This is a genomic window from Streptococcus sanguinis, from assembly GCF_050223295.1.
GTDB classification, from domain to species: Bacteria; Bacillota; Bacilli; order Lactobacillales; family Streptococcaceae; genus Streptococcus; species Streptococcus sanguinis_X.
The window spans coordinates 622,871-647,896 of record NZ_CP071424.1 but is presented as its reverse complement, the minus strand read 5'-3'; the positions used below and the strand labels follow the sequence as shown (position 1 = coordinate 647,896).

The window sequence follows — 25,026 nt, the reverse complement described above, 5'->3', positions numbered from 1 at the left end:
TGCAAAATTTCAGAATTTTTCAGTTTAAAATTACGAATAAATAAGTATGATTCATCTATACTTTTTTATCCTTGGCACTGTCTTTGCCTCATTCCTAGATTTGGTCATTGACCGCTTCCCAGAGCGGTCTATCATCACTCCCGCTAGCCATTGCAATGCCTGCGGGAAAAGATTGGCACCGCGTGATTTGATTCCTATTTTTTCTCAAGTCATGAACCGTCTTCGTTGCCGCTTCTGTGGAGACAAGATTCCCTTACGCTATTTATTTTTTGAATCTATCTTGGGCGGTCTTTTTCTGGCAACTTCGCTCGGCACGATTTCCGTCAGTCAACTCCTGCTACTTACCATGGGCTTGACCCTAGCCATCTACGATCAAAGAGAGCAGCAATATCCCCTGATGGTCTGGCTGTTTTTTCAGCTTTCGCTGATGATGATAACAAGTGTCAATCCTCTCATGTTCTTCTTTTTAACCCTAGGACTTCTAGCCTTCTTTTATAATTTTCGTATTGGAGCTGGCGACTTTCTCTTTCTGGCGTCCTGCTCAGCTATTTTCAGCCTGACAGAGATTCTCATTCTTATCCAAACCGCTAGCTTCTCCGGTCTCGCCTGTTTTTGCTTTAAAAAGAAAAAAGACAGGCTAGCTTTTGTCCCCTGTCTTTTGTTTGGTGTGGTGGTACTTATTTCTTATAAGCTGCTGCTTCTTGGATAAAGGCTGCTATACTGGCGTCCTTTTCATGAAGAGCTTTGACAATCTTAGATCCGACAATGACTCCATCTGAGACTTGATTGAAGCGGTCAACATCCTCTAAAGTCGAAACGCCAAAGCCCGTCAGTACTGGAATCTCTGCAATATCACGAAGCTTGCTCAAGTGCTGGTCCAAGTCATCGCGGTAGCTTCCGCTCTTACCCGTCACACCATTGATGGCTACAGCGTAGATAAAACCTTCAGCTTCCTTGATCAACTCCTGCTGACGTTCTAGTCCAGTCGTCAGGCTCACTAAAGAAATAAGAGCAAGATCTGAATCTTCCAGTAAAGGCAAGATGAAATTTCTGTGCTCGTAGGGCAAATCCGGAATAATCAATCCCTTAACCGGCGTCCTAGCCAAATCCTTGACAAAATCTTTGAGACCGTACTGGAAAATGGGATTGAAGTAGGTCATGATAATGAGAGGCAGCTGAGTGTCCAACTTCTGCAAGCTTGCAACTAAAGACTTGGCCGAAGTATGGTGACTCAGGCTCCTCAGACCGGCTTCTTCAATAACTGGCCCATCTGCAACAGGGTCTGAAAAAGGCAGACCGATTTCAATGGCTGACACACCCAAGTTTTCCAAAAATGCGATAGTTTCTGGTAATCCGGCTAAACCTTTCTCGTGATCACCAGCCATAATATAAGGAAGGAAAATTCCCTTGCCTTCTCTTTTGATGGTTTCTAAATGCTGAGTGAGTGTTTTAGTCATGGGCACCTCCTTTTTGAGCCGCTTCTTTTTCCAAGCGTTCCTTTACCTGAACGACATCCTTGTCACCACGGCCGGATAGGCAGACAATCATTGATTTATCTGGTCCCAACTCCTTAGCCAGCTTAACTGCGTAAGCAATAGCGTGGCTAGACTCTAGAGCAGGGATAATCCCTTCGATACGAGACAGGAGCTGGAAGGCTTCCAAGGCTTCTTCATCTGTGACTGGGACATAAGTGGCGCGCTGGATAGCATTAAAATGAGAATGTTCAGGACCGATGCCCGGATAGTCCAGCCCAGCAGAGATAGAGAAAGCTTCCAGAATCTGCCCTTGCTCATCCTGCAAGACATCCATCAAGGCACCGTGCAAAACCCCCGGGCGGCCCTTGGTTAAGGTCGCAGCGTGTTCATCTGTATCCACGCCCCGCCCAGCTGCTTCTGTTCCATACATAGCCACTGAGCTATCGTCTACAAAGGGATAAAAGAGCCCAATAGCATTGGAACCACCGCCAACGCAGGCGACTAAAGCATCTGGCAGGGCACCTGCATTTTGCTCAGCAAACTGACGCTTGGCCTCACGCCCAATCACACTCTGATAGTCGCGGACAATCTCTGGGAAGGGATGAGGTCCCAAGGCTGAGCCCATAATATAGTGAGTATCATCGACCTGAGCCACCCAAGCTCGCAAGGCAGCATTGACTGCATCCTTGAGGACTCGAGAACCATCGGTCACAGACTCTACCTTAGCTCCCAGAAGTTCCATCCGAAAGACATTAAGGGCTTGGCGCTTGACATCTTCTTCACCCATGTAGATAGTACAGTCCATGTTGAAAAGGGCTGCAGCTGTGGCGGTGGCTACTCCGTGCTGGCCCGCACCAGTCTCCGCAATAATTTTCTTCTTGCCCATTCGCTTGGCTAATAGGACCTGGCCTAGGGCATTATTGATTTTATGAGCTCCGGTATGGTTGAGGTCTTCCCGCTTCAGATAAATCTTAGCACCGCCAGCATAGGCTGTCAGATTTTTAGCGAAATAGAGAGGATTCTCCCGCCCTACATACTGCTTCAGCAACTCATCCAGCTCAGCCTGAAAGGCTGGGTCTTTTTTACTCTCACGGTAGGCTTTATCCAGCTCCAAAACTGCTGTCATCAGCGTTTCTGGAACAAAGCGTCCACCAAACTCACCGTAAAATCCTTCTTGATTGGGTTGATTATATGCCATCTTTCACTCTTTCTATAAATTCTTTTATCTTTTCTAAGTCCTTCTGGCCATCAGTCTCAATACCGCTTGAGACATCTACTGCGTAAGGGGCGAAGTGCTGAATAGCGTCTCGAACATTTCCTGCATTCAAACCACCGGCAATAAAGAAAGGCTGGTGGATTTGACTCTTATCAAAAGCTTGCCAGTCAAAGGTCTGACCACTACCAGCAAGAGGTGCATCAAAGAGCAGGTAGTCCGCTTGTTGGCTGACTCCTTTTAACGCTCCCTTGACCTGATAAGCTCGAATAACCGGACGGCCGATCTCAGTCAGAAGCTCTTCATCAAAATCACCATGAATCTGCACCAAATCCAGATTTGCCACTGAAATAGCTTCCTGCAACTCTGCCAAGCTCGGAGAGACGAAAACTCCTACCTTTCGGACAGCAGGCGGCACCAAGGCAGCTAGCTCCTGAGCTTGCTCCAAACTGACCCTCCGACGGCTCTCAGCAAAGACAAAGCCAATGTAATCTGCACCAGCCTGGCATGCTGTTTCCACAGCGCTAGCCGTTGATAAGCCGCAAATCTTAACCTTTGTCAATTTTCAGCTCCTTAATTTTTTCTGCCACATCCTCTGCCTGCATCAGGGCTGTTCCGACTAGAACCGCATGGAAATAAGGAGCTACCAGCTCAGCATCTTCCTTGCTGAAAATCGCTGACTCTGATACGTAAACCCTATCATCTTTGAAATGGGCAGACAGCTGGAGACTTGTATTGATATCTGTCTCAAAAGTGACTAAATTGCGGTTATTGACACCGATAATCCGAACTCCTATTCTATGGGCAATTTCCAGCTCCGCCAGATTATGGGTTTCGACCAGAACTTCCAAGCCTAAACCTGTCGCAAAATCATAGAGTTCTTGCAGCCGCTTTTCAGACAAGGCAGCCACAATCAGAAGAATAACTGTCGCTCCAGCATTGCGGGCGCGAACAATCTGTTTTTCATCAATGATAAAGTCCTTATTGAGGGTTGGAATGGTCACTTGACTGGAAATCTCTCTCAGGTAATCCAGATGTCCTTTGAAGAAAATCTCATCTGTCAGGACCGAAATCATAGCTGCACCGCATCGTTCATAGGTGCGAGCCTGCTCAACAATATCCACACCGAGATTAATATCTCCTAGACTTGGGCTGGCTTTTTTAACCTCAGCAATCAGCTGCAGCTCTTGAGGATGGCTTTTAAGATAATCATAGAGGGAATAGGTCGAGCGCAGAGGTTGCAGCTCTTCATAAGACATAGCCGCCACTTCCTGCTCTTTTTGCTTTAGAATGGTTGGGAGAAATTCTTTGCTCATTTTTGATACTCCTGTAGTTGCTTGAGTTTTTCATAGGCTGCGCCACTAGCAATCACTTGGCGAGCCAAAGCTATTCCTGCTTCTATACTGTCTGATTTTCCATTAGCGTAGAAACCCATTCCCGCATTCAGAACTGTCGTTTCTAGATAGGGGCTGGCTTGATTTTGCAGGACAGATAGCAGAATTTCTGCATTTTCCTTAGCATTGCCTCCACGAATCGCTTCAAGAGGTATTTCTTCCATGCCAATATCTGATGGCAGAAAGCTGTGCAGGCTGATTTGCCCATCTGCCAGCAGAGCGTACTGGGTACAGCCATGAAGACCGGCCTCGTCAAGACCATCTGGACCCGACACGACTACTGCACGCTTACGCCCCATATTTTTCAAAACTTCTGCTGTGCTCTCTAGCATATCTGGCCGGCTGGTCCCCAAAAGCTGAGTTTCTAGACTCATGGGATGGATGAGCGGACCAGTTAGATTCATGATTGTGGGAATGCCTAAGCTAAGACGAGCTGGCATGATGTATTTCATAGCGGGATGCATATTCTTTGCAAAGAGAAAGACGATGCCTGTTTGCTCAAAAACCTTACCCAAGCTAGCAGCATCCAAGTCTAGATTGATACCCAGAGCTTCTAACACATCAGCTGAGCCCGACTTAGAAGAAATGGAGCGATTGCCGTGCTTAGCCATCTTAATCCCGCCACCTGCCAGTACAAAAGCTGCCGTAGTTGAAATATTGAAGCTGAAAGACTTGTCCCCACCTGTACCGCAATTGTCCATGGCAGTGCGAATAGTGGTCGGAATCTGCTTAGCATGGCCTCGCATTACCTGAGCCAAAGCAGTTCGTTCCTCAATCGTCTCCCCCTTCATCTTAAGCCCCAGCAAGAAAGCTACAATTTGAGACTCTGTCACCCGTCCAGTGACAATACGCTCAATCACATCTGTCATCTCAGCGCTGCTTAAATCCTTAAAATCAGCTAGTTTTGCAATAATTTCTTTCATATCGTTTCCTCTATTTTACTAAGTCAATGAAATTCTTGATAGATGACAAGCCATCTGGCGTGCCAATACTTTCTGGATGATACTGAAAACCATAAATAGGCAGGCTCTTATGCTGGATAGCCATAATCGAGTTATCATCAGCTGCCCGAGCCGTCACTTCAAAGTCCTCTGGCATCTCCTCAATCAAAATCGAATGATAGCGCATGACTGGTTGCTCATCCTCTAGACCCTCATAGATAGGAGATTTCCCCTCAAAGCGCAGAATACTTTGCTTGCCGTGCATGACTTTGGGAGCCAAACCTAGCTTTCCGCCAAACACTTCTGCAATGGCTTGGTGTCCCAAGCAAATCCCCAATATCGGCTTCTTACCAGTAAAATCACGGATAACTTCCTCCATCTGTCCTGCATCTGCTGGCCAGCCTGGACCCGGAGAAAGAACCAAAGCATCTGCTTCTTCTGCCGCTTGATAAAGGCCTGCATCATCATTTCGCAAGACTTTAACTTCTGCGAAATTTCCAATATACTGGGCTAGATTATAAGTAAAAGAATCATAATTATCAATCAATAAAATCATTGCATCTCTCCTATCTTGGTCATTGATTTGGCCTTATTGATGGTTTCTTGGTATTCATTAGCAGGGATTGAGTCATAAACAATACCCGCTCCAGCTTGAACGTAAGCTCTGCCATTTTTCAAAATCATAGTCCGGATAGCAATGGCAAAATCCATATCACCTGTCGCAGACAGATAGCCGATAGCCCCCGCATAAACGCCACGTTTTTCCTGCTCCAGCTCATAAATGCGTTTCATGGCCCGAATCTTAGGCGCGCCCGAGACAGTGCCGGCAGGCAGGGTGGACTTGAGTGCATCCATAGCTGTCAGTTGAGGCAGAAGCTGACCACGAACTACACTGGTCAGGTGCATGACATAGCGAAAATACTCCACTTCCATGTACTTAGTGACTTCCACGCTGTTATTTTGGGCAATTTTACCAATATCATTACGCCCCAAATCAACTAACATGCGGTGCTCCGCCACTTCCTTCTCGTCAGCCAGCAACTCCTCTGCCAAGGCTTTATCCTCTCTCTCATCCTTCCCGCGCGGCCTGGTCCCAGCGATAGGATTGGTCGTAACCTGCCCCTGCTTGACAGAAACCAGACTCTCTGGACTAGCTCCGATAATCTGATAATCTCCGAAGTCATAAAAGTAGAGATAGTTGGAAGGATTGGTCACACGCAGATTGCGATAGTAATCCAGCGGTCTACCAGAATACTCTGCTGAAAAACGCTGACTGAGAACACATTGGAACATGTCTCCCTGCCGAATCAAACTCCTCGCTTCTTCCACCATTTTTTCAAAAGATGCCTGCTCGATATGGCTCTGGAAGTTCAAACTGGACAGTTCCAGTGGTGAAAATTCATCTGCCGCAGGCTGCGCCAGCTCAGCCATGATACGCTCCAGACTAGCAGCCAAATCAGCTTCGCCTCTATCACTGTAGAGTGCCTCCTCAACGATATAGACCTTGTCTTTTTTATGGTCAAAAACCATGTAACTCTCATAGACGAAAAAGTGCATATCCGGCGTTCCAATCACATCAGCTGGAATCTGGCCAATCTCCTCATAGAGGGAAATCATATCATAGCCGACAAATCCGATGGCTCCACCTCCAAAAGGCAGGTCTGAATGATGATCTTTTTTTACGGCTAATTCATGCAGATAGTCCAATGGATCTGCCTCAATTACTTGCCCGTTCTTTGTTAACTGGCCATTTTCATAGCGGACTTCAAAGACTGGATTATAGGCTAGGATAGAAAAGCGGGCTGTCTCGCTATCTCTCGGAATACTTTCCAAAATCACCTTGTGGTCGCCCTGAATCCGCATGTAAGCCAGAATCGGCGATAAAATATCAGCTGGTAAAATCTTTTGCATAATTTTTCTTTCTATTTAATCAGAAGCGTTTAAGGAGGAACAAACTACTAGCTATGACCGCATTCCACAAGAACAGATAGCACCTGTCCACTGTCATAACTGGCTCCAGAACTACAGAAAAACGCCCACACAGTTCATCCTGTGAGGGCGTATCATCGCGGTGCCACCTCAGTTATGGAGTTTTCAGGCTCCACATCTCATTTACCTATTTGCAGTCATTTAGATCCCTTTTAGTTCAAGTCAGCATACTGGTTTACAGCAAAGCATACTAACAAAATAATAAAAGTTCAACTAAAGGACAAAATGTTGACTCCAACAGCCCATTTCATAACTTCTCCTGCCTGTTCTCAGCAACCACAGACTCTCTGAAAGGAGGGATGTTACTACTCTTCTGCTGGGTATTTTATTTTCGTTTTTCTAGATAGTCGGCAATGGCTGCCACATCCTTGTCTCCACGACCAGATACATTGATAATGATGATTTGGTCAGATGATAATTGCGGAGCTCGCTTGATGGCTTCAGCAATGGCGTGAGAGCTTTCAATCGCTGGCAAAATTCCTTCCTTTTGTGTCAAGAGAAGCAAGGCATCCACAGCTTCATCATCTGTCGCTGCCACGTATTCTACTCGACCGGAATCTTTAAAGAAAGCATGTTCAGGACCAACTCCAGGATAGTCCAAGCCTGCCGAAATGGAGTAGACCGGCGCCACCTGACCATCTTCAGCAAAGACAGCGTAGGTCTTCATGCCGTCCACTACTCCGACACTTCCCTTGGTCATGGTCGCTGCATGCTGGTCTGTATCAAGACCCCGTCCAGCCGCTTCAACACCAACCAGCTTGACTTCTTCATCCGCCACATACTGAGAAAAAGCGCCGATAGCATTGGAGCCACCGCCTACACAGGCAATGACATAGTCTGGCAAGCGGCCTTCCTTGTTCAAAATCTGACGGCGAGATTCTTCACTAATCACCTTTTGGAACTCATGAACAATCGTCGGATAGGGGTGAGGACCGACAGCTGAGCCCAAGACATAGAAGGCTTCCAAATCGTTCATCCAAGCTCCAAAGGCTGCATCCACTGCATCCTTGAGGGTTTTGGTTCCTGTTTCCACAGCGTGAACAGTCGCTCCCATCATTTCCATGCGGAAGACATTAAGGCGCTGGCGCTCTACATCCTCTGCACCCATGTAAACATCGCACTTCATACCAAACTTAGCTGCGGCTGCCGCAGTTGCCACACCATGCTGGCCAGCTCCAGTTTCAGCAATGACCCGGGTCTTGCCCATGCGCTTAGCTAGAAGAATCTGACCTAAAACATTATTGAGCTTGTGTGAGCCCAGATGGTTGAGATCTTCCCGCTTCAAATAAATCTTAGCCCCGCCCAGATGCTGGGTCAGACTTTCTGCAAAGTAAAGCGGAGTCTCCCGGCCTGAATAATCTGCCAAATAATGCCGGTATTCATTTAAAAATTCTGGATCATCCTTATACTTCTCAAAAGTTGCTTCCAATTCATCCAGCAAGGCCTGGATAGGCTCCGGTACAAAGGAGCCGCCGAATTGTCCAAAATATCCTTTAGTTTCTGTCATCTTGATTGCCTCATTTCTTTATTTTCAAGCAAAACAAAAGCCCACACACAGAAAAAATCTGTGTGAGGGCGTATAATCGCGGTGCCACCTCAATTATGGAGCAAAGTATAGACTGCCTCCATATCTCTGTCTTGTCTAACAACAAGCTGCACTGTAAGGTGTGCTCACCGAATTTTTATTGCTTCAAATTCATTTTTTGCATCAGCCCACTTCATAATCTTCCACTGCCTGTTTCCACCAACCACAGGCTCCCTGAAAGCAGAAAAAATTATTACTTTTCTGATGATTTATTTTATTATAGGCCTTTCCCTTTTTCTTGTCAAGAAAAAATTTAATTTTTTCTCCTAAATCCGAATCTTTCGCTGGCTAATCTGTCTTGAAAGCGTCGTCTTGACGATTTTTCCAGATTTTTTGACCAAGCTGAAATGCCCGCCAAGCTAGATAACCACCCAAAGTATTGGTCCAGAGATCATCAATCTCAAAGACTCGATTGGCGTTGATAAGAAGGTCCAGCAGAATCTGAGTCACTTCGATAGACAGACTCATCCCAAAGCTCAGCCATACGACCTTCTTGGTCTTCCGCAATTTTGGAAAGAGCCAAAGCAATTGAAAGATTAAGGGCGACAGCAGAAAGATATTGGCTAGATTTTGGATAAAGACCTTGACCAGCTGAATCCAAGAAGTGATCTCTCCAATATTGACAAAGGAATTAAAAGGGATTAACAAAACCACTATTCGACCAAAATACTGGATTCCCGGCGTCTCCATTCCCGGCTCTGGAACCTGAGGAATAAAACACAGAATGCAAAGCATCAAGAAATAGAGCCAGCTTCCCCCTACAAGCAATTTCCGCCCTTTGGCTGTTAGCTCACCGTCTGAAGTCAGATAGTTCTTAAGGCTGAACATTTTCTACCAATGCTTTCTCGCGATCACGCTTCATAGTATTAGAACGCAGCTGACCGCAGGCTGCATCAATATCTGTACCATGTTCCTGACGAACCACGCAGTTGACTCCGTTTTTCTTGAGGGTATCATAGAAAGCCATCACGCGCTCTTTGGGACTGCGGCTGTATTGGTCGTGCTCGCTAACGGGGTTGTAAGGAATGAGATTGACATAAGATAGCTTCTTAATGTTCTTGAGCAGCTCTGCCAATTCCTTGGCCTGCTCTACCCCGTCATTGACTTCATTGAGCATGATGTACTCAAAGGTCACACGACGGTTGGTCGTCTCAATATAGTATTCGATAGCCGCAAAAAGCTTTTCGATAGGGAAGGACCGGTTAATCCGCATGATGCTGGTCCGCAAATCATTATTCGGGGCATGGAGGGATACAGCTAGATTGACCTGCACACCTTCATTGGCAAAGTCACGAATCTTATGAGCCAGACCTGATGTCGAAACCGTGATATGGCGGGCACCGATAGCCAAACCTTTATCATCATTGACCGTCCGGACAAACTTGAGCACGTTGTCATAGTTGTCAAAAGGCTCGCCGATTCCCATAACCACGATATGGCTGACCCGCTCATCCTGACCACGCTCGTCAAAATACTTCTGAACCAGCATAATCTGAGCGACAATCTCACCGTTATTGAGGTCGCGTTGCTTTTTAATCAAGCCAGAAGCACAGAAGGTACAGCCGATATTACAACCTACTTGGGTGGTCACACAGACAGAAAGTCCATAGTGCTGGCGCATGAGCACCGTCTCAATCAGCATACCGTCCGGCAGCTCAAAGAGGTACTTGACCGTACCGTCAGCTGACTCTTGAACAATGCGCTGTTTAAGCGGATTGACGACAAACTGATCATTTAGCGTGGCAATCAAGTCCTTGGATAGATTGGTCATCTCCTCAAAAGACTGGACCCGCTTGCGATAGAGCCACTCCCAAATCTGGGCAGCACGGAATTTCTTTTCTCCCTGATCTTCCGCCCATTCAATCATTTCCTGACGCGTTAAGCTATAAATAGATGGTTTCATTTTTCTCCTTTATTCTGACGAATTACAAAATGGCGATTGCTGTCTTTTTGCTTTTTCTGCCTATCTTGCTGGGAATTGTTGCGAGAGCGCTTATTGTCCCTTTTAGAACGACTGTCTCGGTCTCGCTCGCTTCTGCGATTGCGGTTGCTCCCAGAACGGCTATTGCGAGAACGTTTTGACCGACCTTCTGACTCTTTCTTGCCATGCGATTTTTTATCAAAGGAAGCGCGCTGGGGATTTGGATTTTCCAAGACAAAATAAGCACAGCCATAGCTGCAGTACTCCAGCAAATAGTCTTCTAAGCGACTGATCTTCTCATCGCTTTCATTAGCCCGCTCGTCCTTGTAAAAACCACGCAGGCGCAGCTGCTCATTGCCCCAGTCACCGACAATATAGTCAAACTTAGTGAGAATTTCTGAAAAACGCTGATGAAAGGCCGTCAAGTCAAAGCCTTCCTTATAGTTCTCAATCAATTCAAACTCGAATTTTTCTGCAACAATCTTGCTGTCAATCTGTTTAAACTCCGGTCCTGGGAATTTATTATAATTATACAATTCAGGTGAAATATCTTTACGCATACTCTTCCTTTAACAATCTTGGATAGTTTATCTACAACACTTTATTTTATCATAAATCAGCCAGTATTTCGCGGACTTTTCATCAAAAATACCTTTCTGAAAAAAGTCAGACGATTTAAAGCAGAGAAGACCAGCTGATCTTGTCTGTCTCACAAGAAAAATCTTAGCAAAAGCTAAGATCTTACTTATTCTTTTTCAGATAGTCAATGGCGTCCTGCAGCGTTTTAACTGGAACAATTTTCATATCCGTTTTAATCTTCTTGGCTGTCTCCAGAGCCGTTTGGTAGTTATTCTTCCCATTAGGAGAAAGCTTCTTCTCTTCTTCTGTGAGTTCATTGTTCGGTGCAAAGAATATATCTGCTCCGCTTTGGGCTGCTGAAACAACTTTCTTATCAATTCCGCCGATTTCACCAACTTCGCCTTCTCGGCTGATGCTGCCGGTCCCTGCAATATCGCGGCCGTCACGAAGGGTCGGATCAGCCAACTGGGTATAAATAGCGAGACTGAACATGAGACCAGCACTAGGACCGCCGATACCCTCAGTTGAAAATGTAATCGGAATATTACTGCTGACTTCCGTCCGGTCTATCAGACTAATCCCAATCCCGTTCTTACCGTTCTCCAACTTGATAACCTTACCAGTTGCCGATTTCTCCTGACCATCTTCTTGGAAAGTCACCTTGATTTTATCCCCAAGCTTCTGCGAGTTGACATACTTAACCAGCTCCTCAGAGCTTTCAAATGTCTTATCATTGACACCAGTTACCGTATCAGCAATATTGAGAACTCCCTTGAAGGTTGAGTTATCAGCCACCTGTAGGACATAAACTCCCAGATAGTCCATTTTGATCTCTTTACCAGCTGTCGTCAACCCTTGATATTTAGCCATATTTTGTGATGTTTCCATGTAAAACTGGTTGATCCGATTGAACTCCTCATCCGTGGATCCCCCTGTCATATCCTTGGCGGAATAAATATCTGTAAAAGGGGTCAGCCAAGCATAGACCAGATGAGCAAAGGTTGCCTGCTCTACTCCGACCGTCACAAAGTTGTAGGAACCCGCTTCCTTGTCGGCCTTATTATCAACCAGCAAGACCTGCCGAACATCCTCGGCACCACCAGGAACTTCTATATAATAAGGCAGACGAACCCAAAAAGCTGCTATAAAAAAGGCAATAGTGACGCCAATGACCGTCGGCCATAGATACTTCTTAATTCTTTTCATCGTTGATTCTTTCTAATTCTTTGATTACACTTTGGGGCACATAGGCCGCGATATCCTGCTGAAAAGCAATCAGCTCACGAATACGTGATGAACTGATATGCTGATAGACTGGTTTGCTGAGCAAGAAAATCGTCTCCATTTCTCCTGCCAATTCCTGATTGAAAAAGTTCATATTGGCTTCATAGTCTAGATCTTGACTGTTACGGAGACCGCGCACAAAGGCTTGGGTTCCTAGTCTTCTGGCCACTGTCACTGCTAGCTCATTCTGAGAAGTGATGACCTCGACATTTCGCAAATGTTGCAGAGCTTCTTTGACTATCCGTTCTCTGGCTTCAATTGTGAAAAAGCCAGACTTTTCCCGATTATAGAAAATCCCTACATAGAGCTTGTCAAAAAGCCTGCTGGCCCGCTCAATCAGGTCCACATGGCCCTTGGTCATCGGGTCAAAAGACCCTGTGAATAATCCTATCTTATCTGACATACACCGTCACCTTTGAAATTCCATATATCTTCTGCTTCCAAATGCCTAGCCCTGCAATTTCTTCCGGCAATTCCACTTCCTTGTCTGTCTCACAGACTACCAGGACATCTTGACCCAAGAGCTGGCGCTCCTCTAGCTTCTCAAGGTCCTCCACAATCTGCTCCTTGGCATAAGGCGGGTCCAAGAGAACCAAGTCAAAAGACCCTGTCAACATTTCCAAGGCTCGGCCAGACTCCATCTTGAGCAAGTCAAAACGTTCCGGCTCCTTGGTCATCTGAATATTCTCTGAAATAATAGCCTGAGCTCTGCGATCCTTTTCGACTAAGACAGCTTCCTCCATGCCTCGCGAAATAGCTTCAATGGCCAAACCCCCGCTCCCAGCATAAAAATCCAGCACCCGACCGCCGTCAAAATAGGGACCAATCATATTAAAAATCGCCCCCTTGACCTTATCAGTCGTAGGCCTAGTCGTTTTGCCGTCCAAAGTCTTGAGGGGCCTACCCCCATATTTACCTGCAACAACTCTCATAAAAAACATTATAACACACATCTTACAAGAGGCCAATTTTTTGAAAACTTGACAGATTAAAAACAGAAGCACCCCAAATTAGAGACTTCTGTTTTCTTTTAATTTCAGTAAAAAATCAATTAATTCAGGCTGGCAGTCTGCCTTATCCAAGATCAGTCCCATTGACCGACCAACCATAATATAAAAAGTTTCTGGCTTGTCTATAATCGCCATAATATCTTGGTAGTCAAATCTGGCATTGTTATTCCGATTAACGACACGAAAGTCTGTCTCATAGAAGCTAAACTCCTGCTCTATATCATGCCAGAGGGGGTTGCCTCTATAAAACTTTTTAATATGTCGATTCATGGACAGATAGTAAAGAAAAGGAAGGACAGCCACAGTAACAAGAAAAGCTACGCCTGGCAAAGGTTCCCCGATAAAAAAACAGATTGCACCGCATATCAGCACCACTATCTCAGGGAGAATCAGTGAGAAGATTCCATTCTTTTTATACCAAAAATTGGTCCAAGCGAAACGGCGATAAGCTTCTTCTGTCATGATCGTTTTTGCTGTCATAGGAAACATCTCTCTACCTCCTGATTATATTCCTTCCTACAGTTTACCACACTCTTGCTGGAAATAACAATATTCAATAAAGAACTTGCTTTTCTCGATTTCATCTGGTATACTGTGTGTAACTTTTAAAACGTTACATAGGAGGTGTGATATGTTTTCGCATGAAAAATTAAAAAAACGCCGGGTGGAGCTTAATCTGACCCAGTCTTCCATTTACCAAGAGCTCGGAATTTCCAGAAAGACGTACTCTGCCTGGGAAAATGGCCTAGCAGAACCCCACGCAAAAAATCTCAGGAGGTTGGCCACCTGTCTCAAGGTCCAAGAGAACTACTTTGTGGATGAAACCAGTACGCTCTACACCTACCCTTTACTAACCGCACCACATAAAAAAGAAGTAGACCAACTCGCTAGTCGGCTCCTAGAGAGACAGCGCAAGGTTAGCTCTCTTACAGCCTATAAGGTTCTGTCCGTTGAGCTGGCTGCAGGTCGCGGGCACAGTTACTATGACAATGAAACAGACTACGAAACTGTCTACTTTGATCAAGATATCCAGCACGACTTTGCATCCTGGGTCTCTGGGGATTCTATGGAGCCTAAGTATCCCAATGGCTCTGTTGCCCTTATGAAACAGACGGGATTCGACTACGATGGGGCTGTCTATGCTCTTATGTGGAATGGCAAGACCTATATCAAAAAAGTCTATCGAGAAGCTGAAGGACTTCGTTTAGAGTCTATCAATCCTGACTACGAGGATCTCTTTGCTCCCTACGAAGACCAACCTAGCATTGTTGGTATCGTAGTCGGACATTTTCTGCCGATTGAGGTATAAGCTATGGTCCTATTTGATTATTCACGCGAGCCTCGTTCAGACATCGCTTTTGTGGATATGAAAAGTTTTTATGCCTCTTGCGAATGCATTGCTCTCGGCCTTGACCCTTTAAAAACCTCGCTCTGTGTCATGAGCCGAATTGAAAATTCCGCTGGACTGATACTAGCTGCCACCCCTCTCTTTAAAAAGAATTTCGGCAGCCAGAATGTCAGCCGAAGCTATAATCTTCCTTTTGATGTCCACACCCGTAAGTTCAACTATGCTGCTGCCCGCAAGCAGGGACTACCGATTACAGCAGATTATGTGCGTTTTATTGAAGATGCTGCTCAAAAGACCTTATTGGTCCCACCTCGGATGAACTACTACATCCAGAAAAACATGGAAATTCAAAAAATTTTCCAGGATTTCGCAGCTCCCGATGACATTTTCCCCTACTCAATCGATGAGGGCTTCCTAGATTTGACAAGCTCTATCAACTACTTCATTCCTGATCAGACGCTGGACCGCAGGACCAAACTGGACCTGCTGGCTGCCCGCATTCAACATGCTATATGGAAGAAGACCGGGATTTATGCCTCTATCGGTCTGAGTAACGCCAATCCCCTTCTCGCCAAGCTAGCCTTGGACATTGAAGCCAAACATACAAAAAAAATGCGGGTCAACTGGTCCTACGAGGATGTTCCCAGTAAGGTCTGGACTATTCCAAACATGACTGATTTTTGGGGCATTGGCCACCGAACAGCCACCCGTCTTAAGAAGCTAGGCATCCACTCCATTTATGATTTGGCTCACTTTAATCCCGATATTCTCAAAAAAGAAATGGGAGTCCTGGGCCTGCAGCTTTGGTTTCACGCTCACGGCATTGATGAAAGCAATGTTCACAAGCCTTATCAGGTCAAGTCACACGGCCTGGGAAATTCGCAAATTCTCCCCCGAGATTATAGACAGCAGGCAAAGATTGAGCTTGTTTTTCGAGAAATGGCTGAGCAGGTCGCCATTCGGCTCAGACGCTCTGGTAAGAAATGCCAGCGTGTCTCCATCTATGCCCGCTATTCCAAGCAGGAGCTCCTGCCTTCCATTCATACACAGAAAAAAATTGAGCCCACTAACAACAGCGATCGATTGGCTCAAATCGTCGTTCAGCTTTTTCGTTCCAAATATCAGGGCGGGGCTATCCGCCAGATTGGCGTTTTTTACAGTGATTTTGTCGATCAAGGTTATGGTCTGATTTCTCTCTTTGACGATCCCCTGCAAATTCAAAAAGAAGAGGAGCTCCAACAGACGATTGACCGCATCAGAGATCGCTTCGGATTTGCCTCTCTACTGAAGGGAACAGCCTTACTGGGCTCCTCCCGTGCCATCGCTCGAAGCAAGCTGACAGGTGGCCATTCAGCTGGAGGGCTGGAGGGCTTATCATGACTGACCGATCCTACCTCCCCTATCAGTCAGCTCGTAACTTTCAGGATCGGGGCATGGCTAAGTGGGCTGGCTTTTTCCTCTCTGAGCATAGCACTGCTTTGGCCAAAAAAGAACTAGATATCAGTCGCCTGGCCCAGCTTGACAGACAGGAGAAATTCCAGTTACTCAACCAAGCCTACAGTCATCAAGTTCCCATCAGAATCACCTTTCTTAATCAGGGAAAGCTGACCGACATTACTGCTACCGTCTTTCATCTGGACTGCAAGCAGGTCCTCCTGCAGGAAGGTGACCATTACAAAGGCCTTGCTATCCATCAGATTCTTTCGATACAAGCTTCAGGAGGCGCAGATGACCACTCAAAATGTACATGAGGAACTTCAATTTGACTATTTTTCCCAGAATTACTATCAATTTCAAGAGGATTTTTATCAATTTTCCAATCTTCCCCAGCCTCTGATGGTCATGGAAGATGACATCCTACTCCACATGGCCAGCCGCCAGGTCACTTATTTCAAACTCTCCAAGACCAAAAGCTTGGATAAAAAGGATCATTACTTCCACTTTACCGTCAGTCGACCAGACCAAGCAAACCGACTCTGCATTTACCACTATCAAGGCCAAACAGAAGATATAAATCAATAAGCTCCCAAACTGAGTCTGGGAGCTTATTGTATAGGGCTGGCCATCTACTAGTATCTTCTCAATTATTTCTTGCTTTAAGTCAGGTAAATAACTTTAAAGATTTGAGCCAGCTATATTTAAAGCCAAGAAGCGCCATTCTTTTTAGGTTATCTATTCAGTTCATTTGTATAAACTAATTTCATACTAAAAACACCCCAATCGTTAGATTTTCTGTCTAACTTTTGGGGTGAAAGTCAAAGCGAATTATCTTTTCTTTTATTTTTTATCGGTGTCAAAATTTTTACAAGAATTATTCATCAAACAGTCCTTGCAAACCGGCGAAAGGATTGTTCTTCTCTTTTTGAGCTTCCTGGGCAGCGGCGAATTCTTCTTCTGTCATAACCTGCCAGTCCTGACCAGACAGAAAACCTTGACCGGCTTCTTCCTCAGCTGTTAGGATTTTCAGCGGGATATTCATCAGGATATTATCAGCTACACTCTCGGCTATATTAATCTCGCCATTTTCAATCGGAAGCACCAAGTCCTGATCAATCAATTCCTGCGATGCAGCCTGGCCTTCTTCCATGAAAATTTCGTTGACTAGATAAGACTCCTTGAGCTCCACCGGCTCCATACTGCGACTGGACGTCAAGGTAATGGTATAAGACAGGTCATAATCCAGAAAATAAAGGCCGTCTTCATATTGAACTTTTCCTTTGGCTACAATATCCTGAACATCTAAAATCTCAGGATTGCGTTCTTTTAACTCCTCTGCCAAGTCCAGCTTTTTCTCAAAGGCTAGTCCATCTGGATTCTTCCGAATTTCTTGAATATGCAACATAAGTTCCTCTTTGTTTTTTTCTTTATATTATATCATGTTTGAGCGCTTCAATGTTATTGAAAATTATTTTGTTATAATAAATTGTAAGGAGGGAAGACAATGGAACATCTAGGACAGGTTTTTAGATTTTTTCGCGAGGCAAGGCACATCTCTTTATCCGAGGCGACTGGCGGAGAATTTTCAAAATCTATGCTCTCTCGCTTTGAAAATGGGCAGAGCGAACTTTCGGCACAGAAACTTTTTAGCGCTCTCAGCGCCATCCGCACGGAAACGGAAGAATTTACCGTTGCAGCCGGCATCCAGAATCATCATTCTCACAAGGAACTCTTAAGCCAAATTCAAGACCTGTTGCAAGCCAATCAGCTTGATCTCTTAGAAGAACTTTATCTGAAAAAAGAAAAAATCACTCAAAAAAGCAAGCATGCTAGTGATTGGGTTGAACGCCTGATTGTAAAGGCCTATCTCTGTGCCCTCAAAGAGTCTGAGAAGGCTAGCCCAGGCGAGCTGGATTTCCTGCATGATTACCTCTTTTCAGTTGATATTTGGGGGCGCTACGAGCTCAATCTCTTCTCTGTCTGCACTCCAGTTTTATCCCTAGACTTGTTTTCCCAATACACCAAAGAAATCCTCTCAAGAAAGGATTTTGCCGCCTTGTTTGCCAACAACCGCAACACCCTGCACACTACTTTTCTTAATGGATATTTGCTGGCCATCAGTCAGGAAAATATCACCCAGGCAGACTATTTCCAACAAGTCATTGAGCGACACTTTTACGAAGAAAATGAGACTTACTTCCGAATTGTCTATCTCTTTGCTCAGGGAGAGTTGATCTGTTTGAAAGGGAAAACAGAAGAGGGGCTCACGCAAATGAAACAAGCTATTGATATTTTCCGAATCTTGAACTGTCAGCATAGCGCTGACTACTATCAAGAAGCTCTTGATACTGCTTTTCAAAAATATAGCAAATAATGCAAATCTCCACTTTTAAGCTCAGCTATTTTGAGTTGGAAAGTGGTTTTTTTGTTCCTACTCAAGCTCCACCTTTCTGATTTAAAAGTTTCTACCCGAAAATCGTTGAATATATGCAATGTTTCCTGCAGATTGGATTCTCTATTTTATACTAAAAACAGAAAGAGCTAGCGCAAGTCACTTTCAGAATTTTACCACTTACTTATGAGACCTAACCAGTTGCCGAAAAGCCCTTGTTTTTGGCTTTAAACGGTCTATAATGGTCATCAGAAAGAGAAAAAACAAAAGCCAGATTACAGATGCACCCAATCAGCTTTTATACAATCTAGCAGTTTAGAAAAGGAGTCTACGATGAAATTATTTTTTAAAAATGGGGTCTATGCCTCACTCAGCCTTTCCCGAATCTTCAACACCTTGGGAGCTTCTATTTTCAATATTGTTTTTGTGGTATTTGCTTCCAGCATGCCCAATCCCAAGTTTGCTATTGCCGCGGCTAATTTTATCGTCCTGGTTCCGACTTTCTTTACTATCTTTGCCGGCATCAAAGCTGACAAGACCGTTCACAAGGCTCGCTGGCTGATTCATTTTGGTTATCTTCAAGCCCTGCTCTTTGTCCTTGTCGCCTTCATGACTCGCTCTAGCTCATATCTAGCCTTTTCAGCCGTCTGCTTGATGAATATTCTTTCAGATATCATCAGCGACTATCGTAGCGGCCTGCAAATGCCGATTTTAAAAAAGAATGTTCCAGAGAAAGACCTTATGGAAGCCTTCTCTTTTACCCAGCTTATCAGCTTTCTCTGCAGCCTGGCTGGACAAGCTTTGGGAGTTTGGCTCTTAACCGTCAGCCAGCAAGACTTTTTCCTAGTGGCTTTGGTCAATGCTTTAACCTTTCTCCTATCCTCCACCATCCTCTACCTAGTCCGCCACAGATTGACCCATGACCCAGTGGCAATTTCTGAGAGAAAAGCTCCTCTGAAAGAAGAATTGAAGAAAATGTACACATCGTCCAAGCTCATTTTTGAGCAGGAAGGTTCTAACAATTTTCTCAAACTGCTGGCTCAAATCCTGATCGTCAACGCTATGGCAGGTTCTCTTATAGCTCTTTATAATCTCTACTTGCTGGATAACCCCATCTTCCAGCTATCCTTTAGCCAGTCTCTCTTGGTTCTTCAGACAACTCTTGTCCTAGCCATGATTGCAGCCAGTCTGACTCCCAACGATTACTTTAGCCGTCTCTCTCTAAATCAACTAACCCTCTGGGCTGCTCTCACAATGATTCTGCTTGCTATCAGCAATTTCTTACACCTGCCTGTTTTCGTCGGTATTGCTTTCGGATTTTTACTAGCTTATATCTCCGGTAAGATCAATCCCAAAATCAACACCCTCTTACTGAGCAAATTGCCTTCTGATGTTCTCGCTCAGACTTCCAGCTTTCTGAGTCTGCTCTTTTCTTTCTCTGTTCCCTTTGGTACTATGGTCTTCAGCAGCCTAGCCCTCTGGAATATGAACGCTAGCTGGCTCATCTTCAGCATTATCGGTGTGATTGCTCTGCTCCTATCTATCGAAAAAAAGAAAGATGTTAAAGAAATGTGATAGATCAATTTTGTTTTTATATTTGTTCTCCTAAAAGACAGCAAAAACGATAACTTCCAAACAAGAAGTTATCGTTTTTGTGTATTAGAAAGCTAAAGATTAAGTTTCATTTAGCCTATTCTATTGCTATTAGTTCCAGCCGAAGCGTCTGCCTCTACCATTGCGGTCAAAGTACATCCAACTTCCATCTTCCAGCTGGATCCATTTATTGCGCGCCATTTCTCCGGAATTGGCATCAAAGTAACGGTTAGCACCATTGACATAGACAATCTTACCTTTGACTTGCTTGCCATTTTGGTCGAAGTAAAGGGTTTGTTGGCCAATCTGCTGCAAACCTGTCACTGCTTTACCAGCCTGATCGAAGTAGTACCATTCGTTCTTGGCACCTTCAACAAACTTGTTGGCTGCCATTTCACCGGAATTAGCATCGAAGTAACGGATTGATTTATCAGCCAGAGTTACTAGCTGTCCTTTGACTTGCTTACCATTTTGGTCGAAGTAAAGGGTTTGTTGACCAATCTTCTGAAGACCTGTCACTGCTTTACCAGCCTGATCGAAGTAGTACCATTCATTCTTGGCACCTTCTGCAAACTTGCCGACTGCCATTTCTCCGGAATTAGCATCGAAGTAACGGATTGATTTATCAGCCAGAGTTACTACTTTACCTTTGACTTGCTTACCATCTTGGTCAAAGTAAAGCGTTTGTTGGCCAATCTTCTGAAGACCTGTCACTGCTTTACCAGCTTGATCGAAGTAATACCATTCATTCTTAGATCCTTCTGCAAACTTGCCGACTGCCATTTCCCCTGAGTTGGCATCGAAGTAACGGATACTCTTGTCTGCAAGTGTCACGATTTTACCCTTGACTTGCTTGCCATCTTGGTCGAAGTAAAGTGTTTGCTGGCCAAGTTTTTGAAGACCTGTTACTGCAACACCATCTGCTCCGAAATAGTACCAGTCGCTTGGATTATCACCTTGGGCAAAGCGGTTAGCAGCAGCATTACCTGAATCCTTATCAAAGTAACGAAGTTTACCATCTTTGGCACGCGCAATCTTGCCCTTGACTTGGTAGCCATTTTGGTCGAAGAATTGCTGATTGCCGCCCGTGGTTACCAGGCCTCTAGCCATGACACCCTTGGCATCAAAGTAACGCCAGTTTTGGCCATCAGTAGTGTAGTAACGGTTGAGAACTTGGGCACCAGTCTTATCATAGTAGTACTGATTGCCGTTTTCATCTTCACGGAGAGAATCACGCAGCTGAATACCATTCTTGAGGAAATAAACTTGCTTGCCATCAATTTCATGAGCACCTGTTGCTAGGTAACCTCGTTTATCGAAGTAATACCAATTTCCATTTTCATCTTGGATAAAGGAATTTCTAGCTTGATAGCCACTAGTTGAATAGTACTTAGTACCACTAGCATCACTAACAAATCCTGTGTAGGCATTCTTATTAACTAATTGTTTAGGCAGTACCATCTCACCATTCTTGTTGTTGAGATATTCGTTGCTAGCCCAGTCTTTAAGGACATAGTAAGCACCACGCCCCAAGATATTGGTACCGTTGAAGTGTTTAGCTGACCACTTGGTAATCTTCTCATCAGTCGTCATCTTTTGACCGTTGGAAATCTGTACTCGTTCAAAGATTTCTGGGTATTTAGCTTTGAGTTCATCCAAGAAGGCTCCACCATACTTGCCTTGATAGTCTGTACCATTCGTTCTAGTATTGGCAACGTAAAGTTTTTCCTTGATTTCTGCACCTTCACGGTAGGTTCCATAGTTGTTGACACGAGTTGCCGTTACCACTTCTTTACCTGGCAGGTTGTAGATTTGGTCTGGCACCCAGTCCGCAATGGCTTGGATATTGACACTGTGAAGAGCACGGAGAGCATTGAGCAGGTCATTTAAAGAACCATATTTATTGTTCTTACTCATTGCCATATCATAGCGGTCTTCAAAGGCATAACCATTCTGGATGATAGAATCTAGGAAAGTTCCGTCTTGGCTAGATACATATTGAGGCGGCAGCTCAAATGAAGTCACTCCCCATTCCTTGAAGAGGTTGACATTTTTAGCAATGACTTTATTGGTATACTGGTCATCACGAGTTGCAAAATCTTGGAAGTTAGAGAAGCCTTCGTAAATCAGCTGAGAATCAAGGGCTGCGCTAGACTCGTAAACCTGACCGCTGGCATTTTTCTTCTTGCTGGCTGTTACACGAGCATCCTGATCTGCCTTAGCACCAACTGGTACCCAAACAGCCAGATAACCAGAAACTTGGACATTGCTGTAACCTGCGATATCATTCATATCAAAGGTCAAAATACCATTGGCATCTGTCTTCTTCCAGAGGGATTGCGGCACTTCTTCGTCAGTTAGATAGCGGGAAATACCATCTTTGGTCGTCAAGAGCACAGGACGGTAGTATTGATTCTTATGGGCTGCTCCCATATTGACTTGCAGTTTATCCCATACATTTAACTTGAGGTTAGGGTTGTTAGAAGCAATAACAGCCATCCCTTGGGTACGGGTTTCTGCTGTTCCTTCATCTGTTGCTTCGTTAGCACCAGTACCGTAACGAACAGAAGTCAAAATACCATTGTAAGACCATTTATCAGCCTCACGAGGTACACCCATATAGGTGACTTTCATGTCCTGGCCACCAGCTACATACTTAATCCGAGCACGCAACAGGGCATCGATAGCGTCGTGGTAAGGAGATTTTTTCTCCATGTATTGGCCGTCATCTGTATAGAGATCACCATAGTAGACCCGAGTGATGGAGTCTTTGTTGGAGAGCATGAGAGCATGAGCAGTTGGGATATTAAACTGCGTATACTTCTTGTCCGCCTTGCGCATATCTTCGTTGTAAATCTTGAAGGCTTGCTTGAGCTCATCCATGGTAAAGGTCAAACCATCCGTGTTTGGATTGATATTTTCTCGAATGATGTCGGCAATAACGGTCTGCACTTCACTATCATGAGCCCGAACAAAGATATAGTTGGCCATCCGTTCGCCATTTTTCTTTTCAGTAGAACGGTCATTCAGACTATTCGTAATCGTTGGCTCTACACCACTACGGATAGAAAGCTTACGCATGAACGAATAAAGCAAGGATAGACGAAGCTTATTATCAATCGGTAATTGTGCACCCTTGGTGTCTTTGTTGTAGTCAGGGTCGTTGTCAGACCAAGCTTCCAAGATAGACAGATGCTTGATGGCTTCTTCTTCACTTTCTCCAACCTTGTAGCGAGACTTGAAGTAGTCAGAGGCAATCTGGAGCAAGTCCGCATTGACATTGTCTACCGCATCGACACGGACTCCGTCAAAGTTAGCAGTCGGATCATTAGCTACGATGCTGCCGAAGTTCATCATAAAGTGCAGCCAGTTGAGTTGCTCAGCCTGAACAGCTGGATTAGAGTTGTCAAAGTCGTTAGCTAGCAGGAACTCATAACCACCATTTGACTTGTCAATGAAGTACTTAGGTGTACCAGTTTGGTTGGTAGGTGTGCGGTTCAGGATACGGTACTTAGAATTAGCATGAGAAGTCTTATCACTATTGGTATAAAGCAGAGCTCCGCCTTGCAAGTGGTCCTTATTCGTACCGGTTGTTTCAGACTCTGTCTTGATGTTCCAGTTTGGCTGAGTTTTGACAAATGAGCCCATCAGTGTTCTCAGCCATTTAGTATCGCCTTCTTTACCGATTCTTTCTTCAATTTTTCGCTGAACCTGCTGAGAAGCACCTGTCAGGATAGCTTGTTCCACTTTGTTTTCAAAAGCTCCTGCTCCCAGACCTTGCTGGTTCATATAGTTGAGATAGCTAACCTGCGTTTGCTTATCAGGCCACCAAGCCATCAAAAGCGGACGTAGGTCTGTTTCTGTTGATGCTGTCCATGTTTTTCCGTCTTTCAAGATGAACTTTGGACGATACCAGCTATCTGCTGTCAGGTAGCCGTCAACTGTTTCAATATCCTTTTCCGTAGTGCCATGGAAGGCATTCTTTTGAGTGAATTCATTATTGAGACTGCTAATACCTTGCTGGAATTGATACTCAGCTGAATCAATCAATGCTCCAGTCTCTGCATCGAAATAAAGAACTTTTCCATTAAGCTCAACTGCAAAATTCTTTTTAACTGTACCGTCGTCCTGAACATAGTATTTCTTGCCATCAATGGTCTTGATGTGAGCCAGCACATCATCATCATGCTCAGTATTAACAGGCGCCGCTTGGGCTTGAGCAGCCACCATTCTTTCAGCTATCGCTCCCTGTCTTTGAGCCGGTTCTGGCAAGCGATCTTTCTTTGCAACCTTTGGATTTGCAACAATCTTGTCTGTAACAGTCTTCTTTGCTTGTTTGTCAGCAGTTGCTGGACTTGCTTGTCTATCTTGAGCAATTGCTGCAGTTTTAGCAGTTTCTGATGTTGCATTAGCTGCTTTTGCTTCTTCAGCAACGGCCGCTTTTTCTGTAGTTGCTGCTTCTGCTACTGCCGGCTTAGCTGGCTCTTGAGTAGCAGTTGCTTCCGTATTTGCTGCAGTTTTTTCACTGGCTACAGCAGCATCAGTCACCTTGTCTGCAGAAGTTGCTTTTTCTGCTTCCAACTGAGAAGCTGAGTTAGCTTGTACTTGAACTGGCTGCCCTGAGCCACTATCCTGAGCTGCAGTTGGTTCTTGAACTGCCACCTGCTTAACATCATCAGCGTGGACAAGACCTGCTTCGAGACCAAGTACTTTTGGTGCTACGATAAGTGCTAAGGTAGTCACACCGATGGCTACCCAGTTCTTCTTAACTTTATGCATCTTATAATGAATTTTTTTCTCCATCATAAAGCCTCCTTCTGAATTTGGTATAAAGTTATACTCTTATTCTAGTATATTTTTAGAAA

The 25,026-nt window shown here is 44.8% G+C and carries 24 protein-coding genes and 1 other annotated feature; of the genes, 7 read left to right on the top strand and 17 right to left on the bottom strand.

Features of this window, described 5'->3' with window-relative positions; genetic code table 11:
• Positions 1–46: 46 nt before the first annotated feature.
• Positions 47–709: a prepilin peptidase gene (locus J1C77_RS03365; RefSeq protein ID WP_002921975.1), complete on the top strand. Its 663-nt coding sequence runs from the start codon at positions 47–49 to the stop codon at positions 707–709.
• Here the strand turns inward: J1C77_RS03365 and trpA are convergent.
• The 15 genes from trpA to J1C77_RS03290 form a co-directional block, all read right to left on the bottom strand.
• A complete protein-coding gene (gene trpA, locus J1C77_RS03360; RefSeq protein WP_002921976.1) occupies positions 678–1,457 on the bottom strand; it encodes a tryptophan synthase subunit alpha in 780 nt (259 codons plus the stop codon). The genes J1C77_RS03365 and trpA overlap by 32 nt on opposite strands.
• Entirely contained in the window at positions 1,450–2,673 is a 1,224-nt protein-coding gene (gene trpB, locus J1C77_RS03355) for a tryptophan synthase subunit beta (protein ID WP_002896202.1), read from the bottom strand. The genes trpA and trpB (J1C77_RS03355) overlap by 8 nt, the downstream gene beginning before the upstream one ends.
• Positions 2,663–3,250, bottom strand: coding sequence for a phosphoribosylanthranilate isomerase (locus tag J1C77_RS03350; RefSeq protein WP_002921977.1), 588 nt, complete (start codon positions 3,248–3,250; stop codon positions 2,663–2,665). The genes trpB (J1C77_RS03355) and J1C77_RS03350 overlap by 11 nt, the downstream gene beginning before the upstream one ends.
• Positions 3,237–4,004 carry an indole-3-glycerol phosphate synthase TrpC gene (gene trpC, locus J1C77_RS03345; protein WP_002921978.1) on the bottom strand — a complete coding sequence of 256 codons (768 nt, stop codon included), beginning with the start codon at positions 4,002–4,004 and terminating at the stop codon, positions 3,237–3,239. The genes J1C77_RS03350 and trpC overlap by 14 nt, the downstream gene beginning before the upstream one ends.
• Positions 4,001–5,005, bottom strand: a complete 1,005-nt coding sequence (gene trpD, locus J1C77_RS03340; protein WP_002921979.1) for an anthranilate phosphoribosyltransferase — start codon at positions 5,003–5,005, stop codon at positions 4,001–4,003. The genes trpC and trpD overlap by 4 nt, the downstream gene beginning before the upstream one ends.
• Before the next feature lie 10 nt (positions 5,006–5,015).
• The gene (locus tag J1C77_RS03335) at positions 5,016–5,579 is read right to left on the bottom strand and encodes an aminodeoxychorismate/anthranilate synthase component II (protein ID WP_002921980.1); all 564 of its coding nucleotides are present in this window, start codon (positions 5,577–5,579) and stop codon (positions 5,016–5,018) included.
• A complete protein-coding gene (trpE, locus tag J1C77_RS03330; protein ID WP_002921981.1) occupies positions 5,576–6,934 on the bottom strand; it encodes an anthranilate synthase component I in 1,359 nt (452 codons plus the stop codon). The genes J1C77_RS03335 and trpE overlap by 4 nt, the downstream gene beginning before the upstream one ends.
• A gap of 403 nt (positions 6,935–7,337) precedes the next feature.
• Positions 7,338–8,519 (bottom strand): tryptophan synthase subunit beta, encoded by a 1,182-nt coding sequence (trpB, locus tag J1C77_RS03325; RefSeq protein WP_002921983.1) that lies wholly within the window; start codon positions 8,517–8,519, stop codon positions 7,338–7,340.
• Between the two features lie 61 nt (positions 8,520–8,580).
• Positions 8,581–8,810, bottom strand: a binding site (T-box leader).
• A 75-nt stretch (positions 8,811–8,885) separates the two neighbouring features.
• Complete coding sequence (locus J1C77_RS03320) at positions 8,886–9,425, bottom strand: VanZ family protein (RefSeq protein WP_002921985.1); 540 nt, start codon at positions 9,423–9,425, stop codon at positions 8,886–8,888.
• Positions 9,412–10,500 carry a 23S rRNA (adenine(2503)-C(2))-methyltransferase RlmN gene (rlmN, locus tag J1C77_RS03315; protein ID WP_002921987.1) on the bottom strand — a complete coding sequence of 363 codons (1,089 nt, stop codon included), beginning with the start codon at positions 10,498–10,500 and terminating at the stop codon, positions 9,412–9,414. The genes J1C77_RS03320 and rlmN overlap by 14 nt, the downstream gene beginning before the upstream one ends.
• Positions 10,497–11,078, bottom strand: coding sequence for a YutD family protein (locus tag J1C77_RS03310; protein ID WP_002921990.1), 582 nt, complete (start codon positions 11,076–11,078; stop codon positions 10,497–10,499). The genes rlmN and J1C77_RS03310 overlap by 4 nt, the downstream gene beginning before the upstream one ends.
• A gap of 181 nt (positions 11,079–11,259) precedes the next feature.
• Positions 11,260–12,303 carry a SepM family pheromone-processing serine protease gene (locus J1C77_RS03305; RefSeq protein ID WP_002921992.1) on the bottom strand — a complete coding sequence of 348 codons (1,044 nt, stop codon included), beginning with the start codon at positions 12,301–12,303 and terminating at the stop codon, positions 11,260–11,262.
• Complete coding sequence (gene coaD, locus J1C77_RS03300; RefSeq protein ID WP_002921993.1) at positions 12,290–12,784, bottom strand: pantetheine-phosphate adenylyltransferase; 495 nt, start codon at positions 12,782–12,784, stop codon at positions 12,290–12,292. Before coaD ends, J1C77_RS03305 begins: the two co-directional genes overlap by 14 nt.
• On the bottom strand, positions 12,774–13,322 hold the full coding sequence (rsmD, locus tag J1C77_RS03295; protein WP_002921994.1) for a 16S rRNA (guanine(966)-N(2))-methyltransferase RsmD: 549 nt from the start codon (positions 13,320–13,322) through the stop codon (positions 12,774–12,776). Before rsmD ends, coaD begins: the two co-directional genes overlap by 11 nt.
• Before the next feature lie 69 nt (positions 13,323–13,391).
• Positions 13,392–13,880, bottom strand: a complete 489-nt coding sequence (locus J1C77_RS03290) for a YcxB family protein (protein ID WP_002921995.1) — start codon at positions 13,878–13,880, stop codon at positions 13,392–13,394.
• Between the two features lie 142 nt (positions 13,881–14,022).
• On the opposite strand from J1C77_RS03290, the gene J1C77_RS03285 reads away from it, so the two are divergent.
• From J1C77_RS03285 to J1C77_RS03270, 4 genes are read left to right on the top strand one after another with little or no spacing between them, the layout of a single operon-like run.
• A complete protein-coding gene (locus tag J1C77_RS03285; protein ID WP_002921996.1) occupies positions 14,023–14,700 on the top strand; it encodes a helix-turn-helix domain-containing protein in 678 nt (225 codons plus the stop codon).
• 3 nt (positions 14,701–14,703) lie between these two features.
• Positions 14,704–16,119: a Y-family DNA polymerase gene (locus J1C77_RS03280; RefSeq protein ID WP_002921997.1), complete on the top strand. Its 1,416-nt coding sequence runs from the start codon at positions 14,704–14,706 to the stop codon at positions 16,117–16,119.
• Positions 16,116–16,490 (top strand): hypothetical protein, encoded by a 375-nt coding sequence (locus J1C77_RS03275; protein WP_049547436.1) that lies wholly within the window; start codon positions 16,116–16,118, stop codon positions 16,488–16,490. Before J1C77_RS03280 ends, J1C77_RS03275 begins: the two co-directional genes overlap by 4 nt.
• Positions 16,468–16,761 (top strand): DUF5960 family protein, encoded by a 294-nt coding sequence (locus tag J1C77_RS03270; protein WP_042762963.1) that lies wholly within the window; start codon positions 16,468–16,470, stop codon positions 16,759–16,761. Before J1C77_RS03275 ends, J1C77_RS03270 begins: the two co-directional genes overlap by 23 nt.
• Before the next feature lie 289 nt (positions 16,762–17,050).
• Here J1C77_RS03270 and J1C77_RS03265 read toward each other — a convergent pair whose 3' ends face one another.
• The gene (locus J1C77_RS03265) at positions 17,051–17,581 is read right to left on the bottom strand and encodes a YceD family protein (RefSeq protein ID WP_002900960.1); all 531 of its coding nucleotides are present in this window, start codon (positions 17,579–17,581) and stop codon (positions 17,051–17,053) included.
• A 99-nt stretch (positions 17,582–17,680) separates the two neighbouring features.
• Here J1C77_RS03265 and J1C77_RS03260 point away from each other — a divergent pair, with 99 nt between their 5' ends.
• A complete protein-coding gene (locus J1C77_RS03260) occupies positions 17,681–18,550 on the top strand; it encodes an Rgg/GadR/MutR family transcriptional regulator (protein WP_002922000.1) in 870 nt (289 codons plus the stop codon).
• A gap of 351 nt (positions 18,551–18,901) precedes the next feature.
• Complete coding sequence (locus J1C77_RS03255; protein WP_002922001.1) at positions 18,902–20,143, top strand: hypothetical protein; 1,242 nt, start codon at positions 18,902–18,904, stop codon at positions 20,141–20,143.
• Positions 20,144–20,272: 129 nt separating this feature from the next.
• Here J1C77_RS03255 and J1C77_RS03250 read toward each other — a convergent pair whose 3' ends face one another.
• Positions 20,273–24,967, bottom strand: coding sequence for a glycoside hydrolase family 70 protein (locus J1C77_RS03250; RefSeq protein ID WP_002922002.1), 4,695 nt, complete (start codon positions 24,965–24,967; stop codon positions 20,273–20,275).
• Between the last annotated feature and the right edge of the window lie 59 nt (positions 24,968–25,026).

Bases quoted from the DNA above. Each gene is read 5' to 3' on its own strand.
- J1C77_RS03365 (WP_002921975.1), top strand. From the start codon at position 47: ATGATTCATCTATACTTTTTTATCCTTGGCACTGTCTTTGCCTCATTC.
- trpA (WP_002921976.1), bottom strand. From the start codon at position 1,457: ATGACTAAAACACTCACTCAGCATTTAGAAACCATCAAAAGAGAAGGC.
- trpB (WP_002896202.1), bottom strand. From the start codon at position 2,673: ATGGCATATAATCAACCCAATCAAGAAGGATTTTACGGTGAGTTTGGT.
- trpC (WP_002921978.1), bottom strand. From the start codon at position 4,004: ATGAGCAAAGAATTTCTCCCAACCATTCTAAAGCAAAAAGAGCAGGAA.
- trpD (WP_002921979.1), bottom strand. From the start codon at position 5,005: ATGAAAGAAATTATTGCAAAACTAGCTGATTTTAAGGATTTAAGCAGC.
- J1C77_RS03335 (WP_002921980.1), bottom strand. From the start codon at position 5,579: ATGATTTTATTGATTGATAATTATGATTCTTTTACTTATAATCTAGCC.
- trpE (WP_002921981.1), bottom strand. From the start codon at position 6,934: ATGCAAAAGATTTTACCAGCTGATATTTTATCGCCGATTCTGGCTTAC.
- trpB (WP_002921983.1), bottom strand. From the start codon at position 8,519: ATGACAGAAACTAAAGGATATTTTGGACAATTCGGCGGCTCCTTTGTA.
- J1C77_RS03320 (WP_002921985.1), bottom strand. From the start codon at position 9,425: ATGTTCAGCCTTAAGAACTATCTGACTTCAGACGGTGAGCTAACAGCC.
- rlmN (WP_002921987.1), bottom strand. From the start codon at position 10,500: ATGAAACCATCTATTTATAGCTTAACGCGTCAGGAAATGATTGAATGG.
- J1C77_RS03310 (WP_002921990.1), bottom strand. From the start codon at position 11,078: ATGCGTAAAGATATTTCACCTGAATTGTATAATTATAATAAATTCCCA.
- J1C77_RS03305 (WP_002921992.1), bottom strand. From the start codon at position 12,303: ATGAAAAGAATTAAGAAGTATCTATGGCCGACGGTCATTGGCGTCACT.
- coaD (WP_002921993.1), bottom strand. From the start codon at position 12,784: ATGTCAGATAAGATAGGATTATTCACAGGGTCTTTTGACCCGATGACC.
- rsmD (WP_002921994.1), bottom strand. From the start codon at position 13,322: ATGTTTTTTATGAGAGTTGTTGCAGGTAAATATGGGGGTAGGCCCCTC.
- J1C77_RS03290 (WP_002921995.1), bottom strand. From the start codon at position 13,880: ATGTTTCCTATGACAGCAAAAACGATCATGACAGAAGAAGCTTATCGC.
- J1C77_RS03285 (WP_002921996.1), top strand. From the start codon at position 14,023: ATGTTTTCGCATGAAAAATTAAAAAAACGCCGGGTGGAGCTTAATCTG.
- J1C77_RS03280 (WP_002921997.1), top strand. From the start codon at position 14,704: ATGGTCCTATTTGATTATTCACGCGAGCCTCGTTCAGACATCGCTTTT.
- J1C77_RS03275 (WP_049547436.1), top strand. From the start codon at position 16,116: ATGACTGACCGATCCTACCTCCCCTATCAGTCAGCTCGTAACTTTCAG.
- J1C77_RS03270 (WP_042762963.1), top strand. From the start codon at position 16,468: ATGACCACTCAAAATGTACATGAGGAACTTCAATTTGACTATTTTTCC.
- J1C77_RS03265 (WP_002900960.1), bottom strand. From the start codon at position 17,581: ATGTTGCATATTCAAGAAATTCGGAAGAATCCAGATGGACTAGCCTTT.
- J1C77_RS03260 (WP_002922000.1), top strand. From the start codon at position 17,681: ATGGAACATCTAGGACAGGTTTTTAGATTTTTTCGCGAGGCAAGGCAC.
- J1C77_RS03255 (WP_002922001.1), top strand. From the start codon at position 18,902: ATGAAATTATTTTTTAAAAATGGGGTCTATGCCTCACTCAGCCTTTCC.
- J1C77_RS03250 (WP_002922002.1), bottom strand. From the start codon at position 24,967: ATGATGGAGAAAAAAATTCATTATAAGATGCATAAAGTTAAGAAGAAC.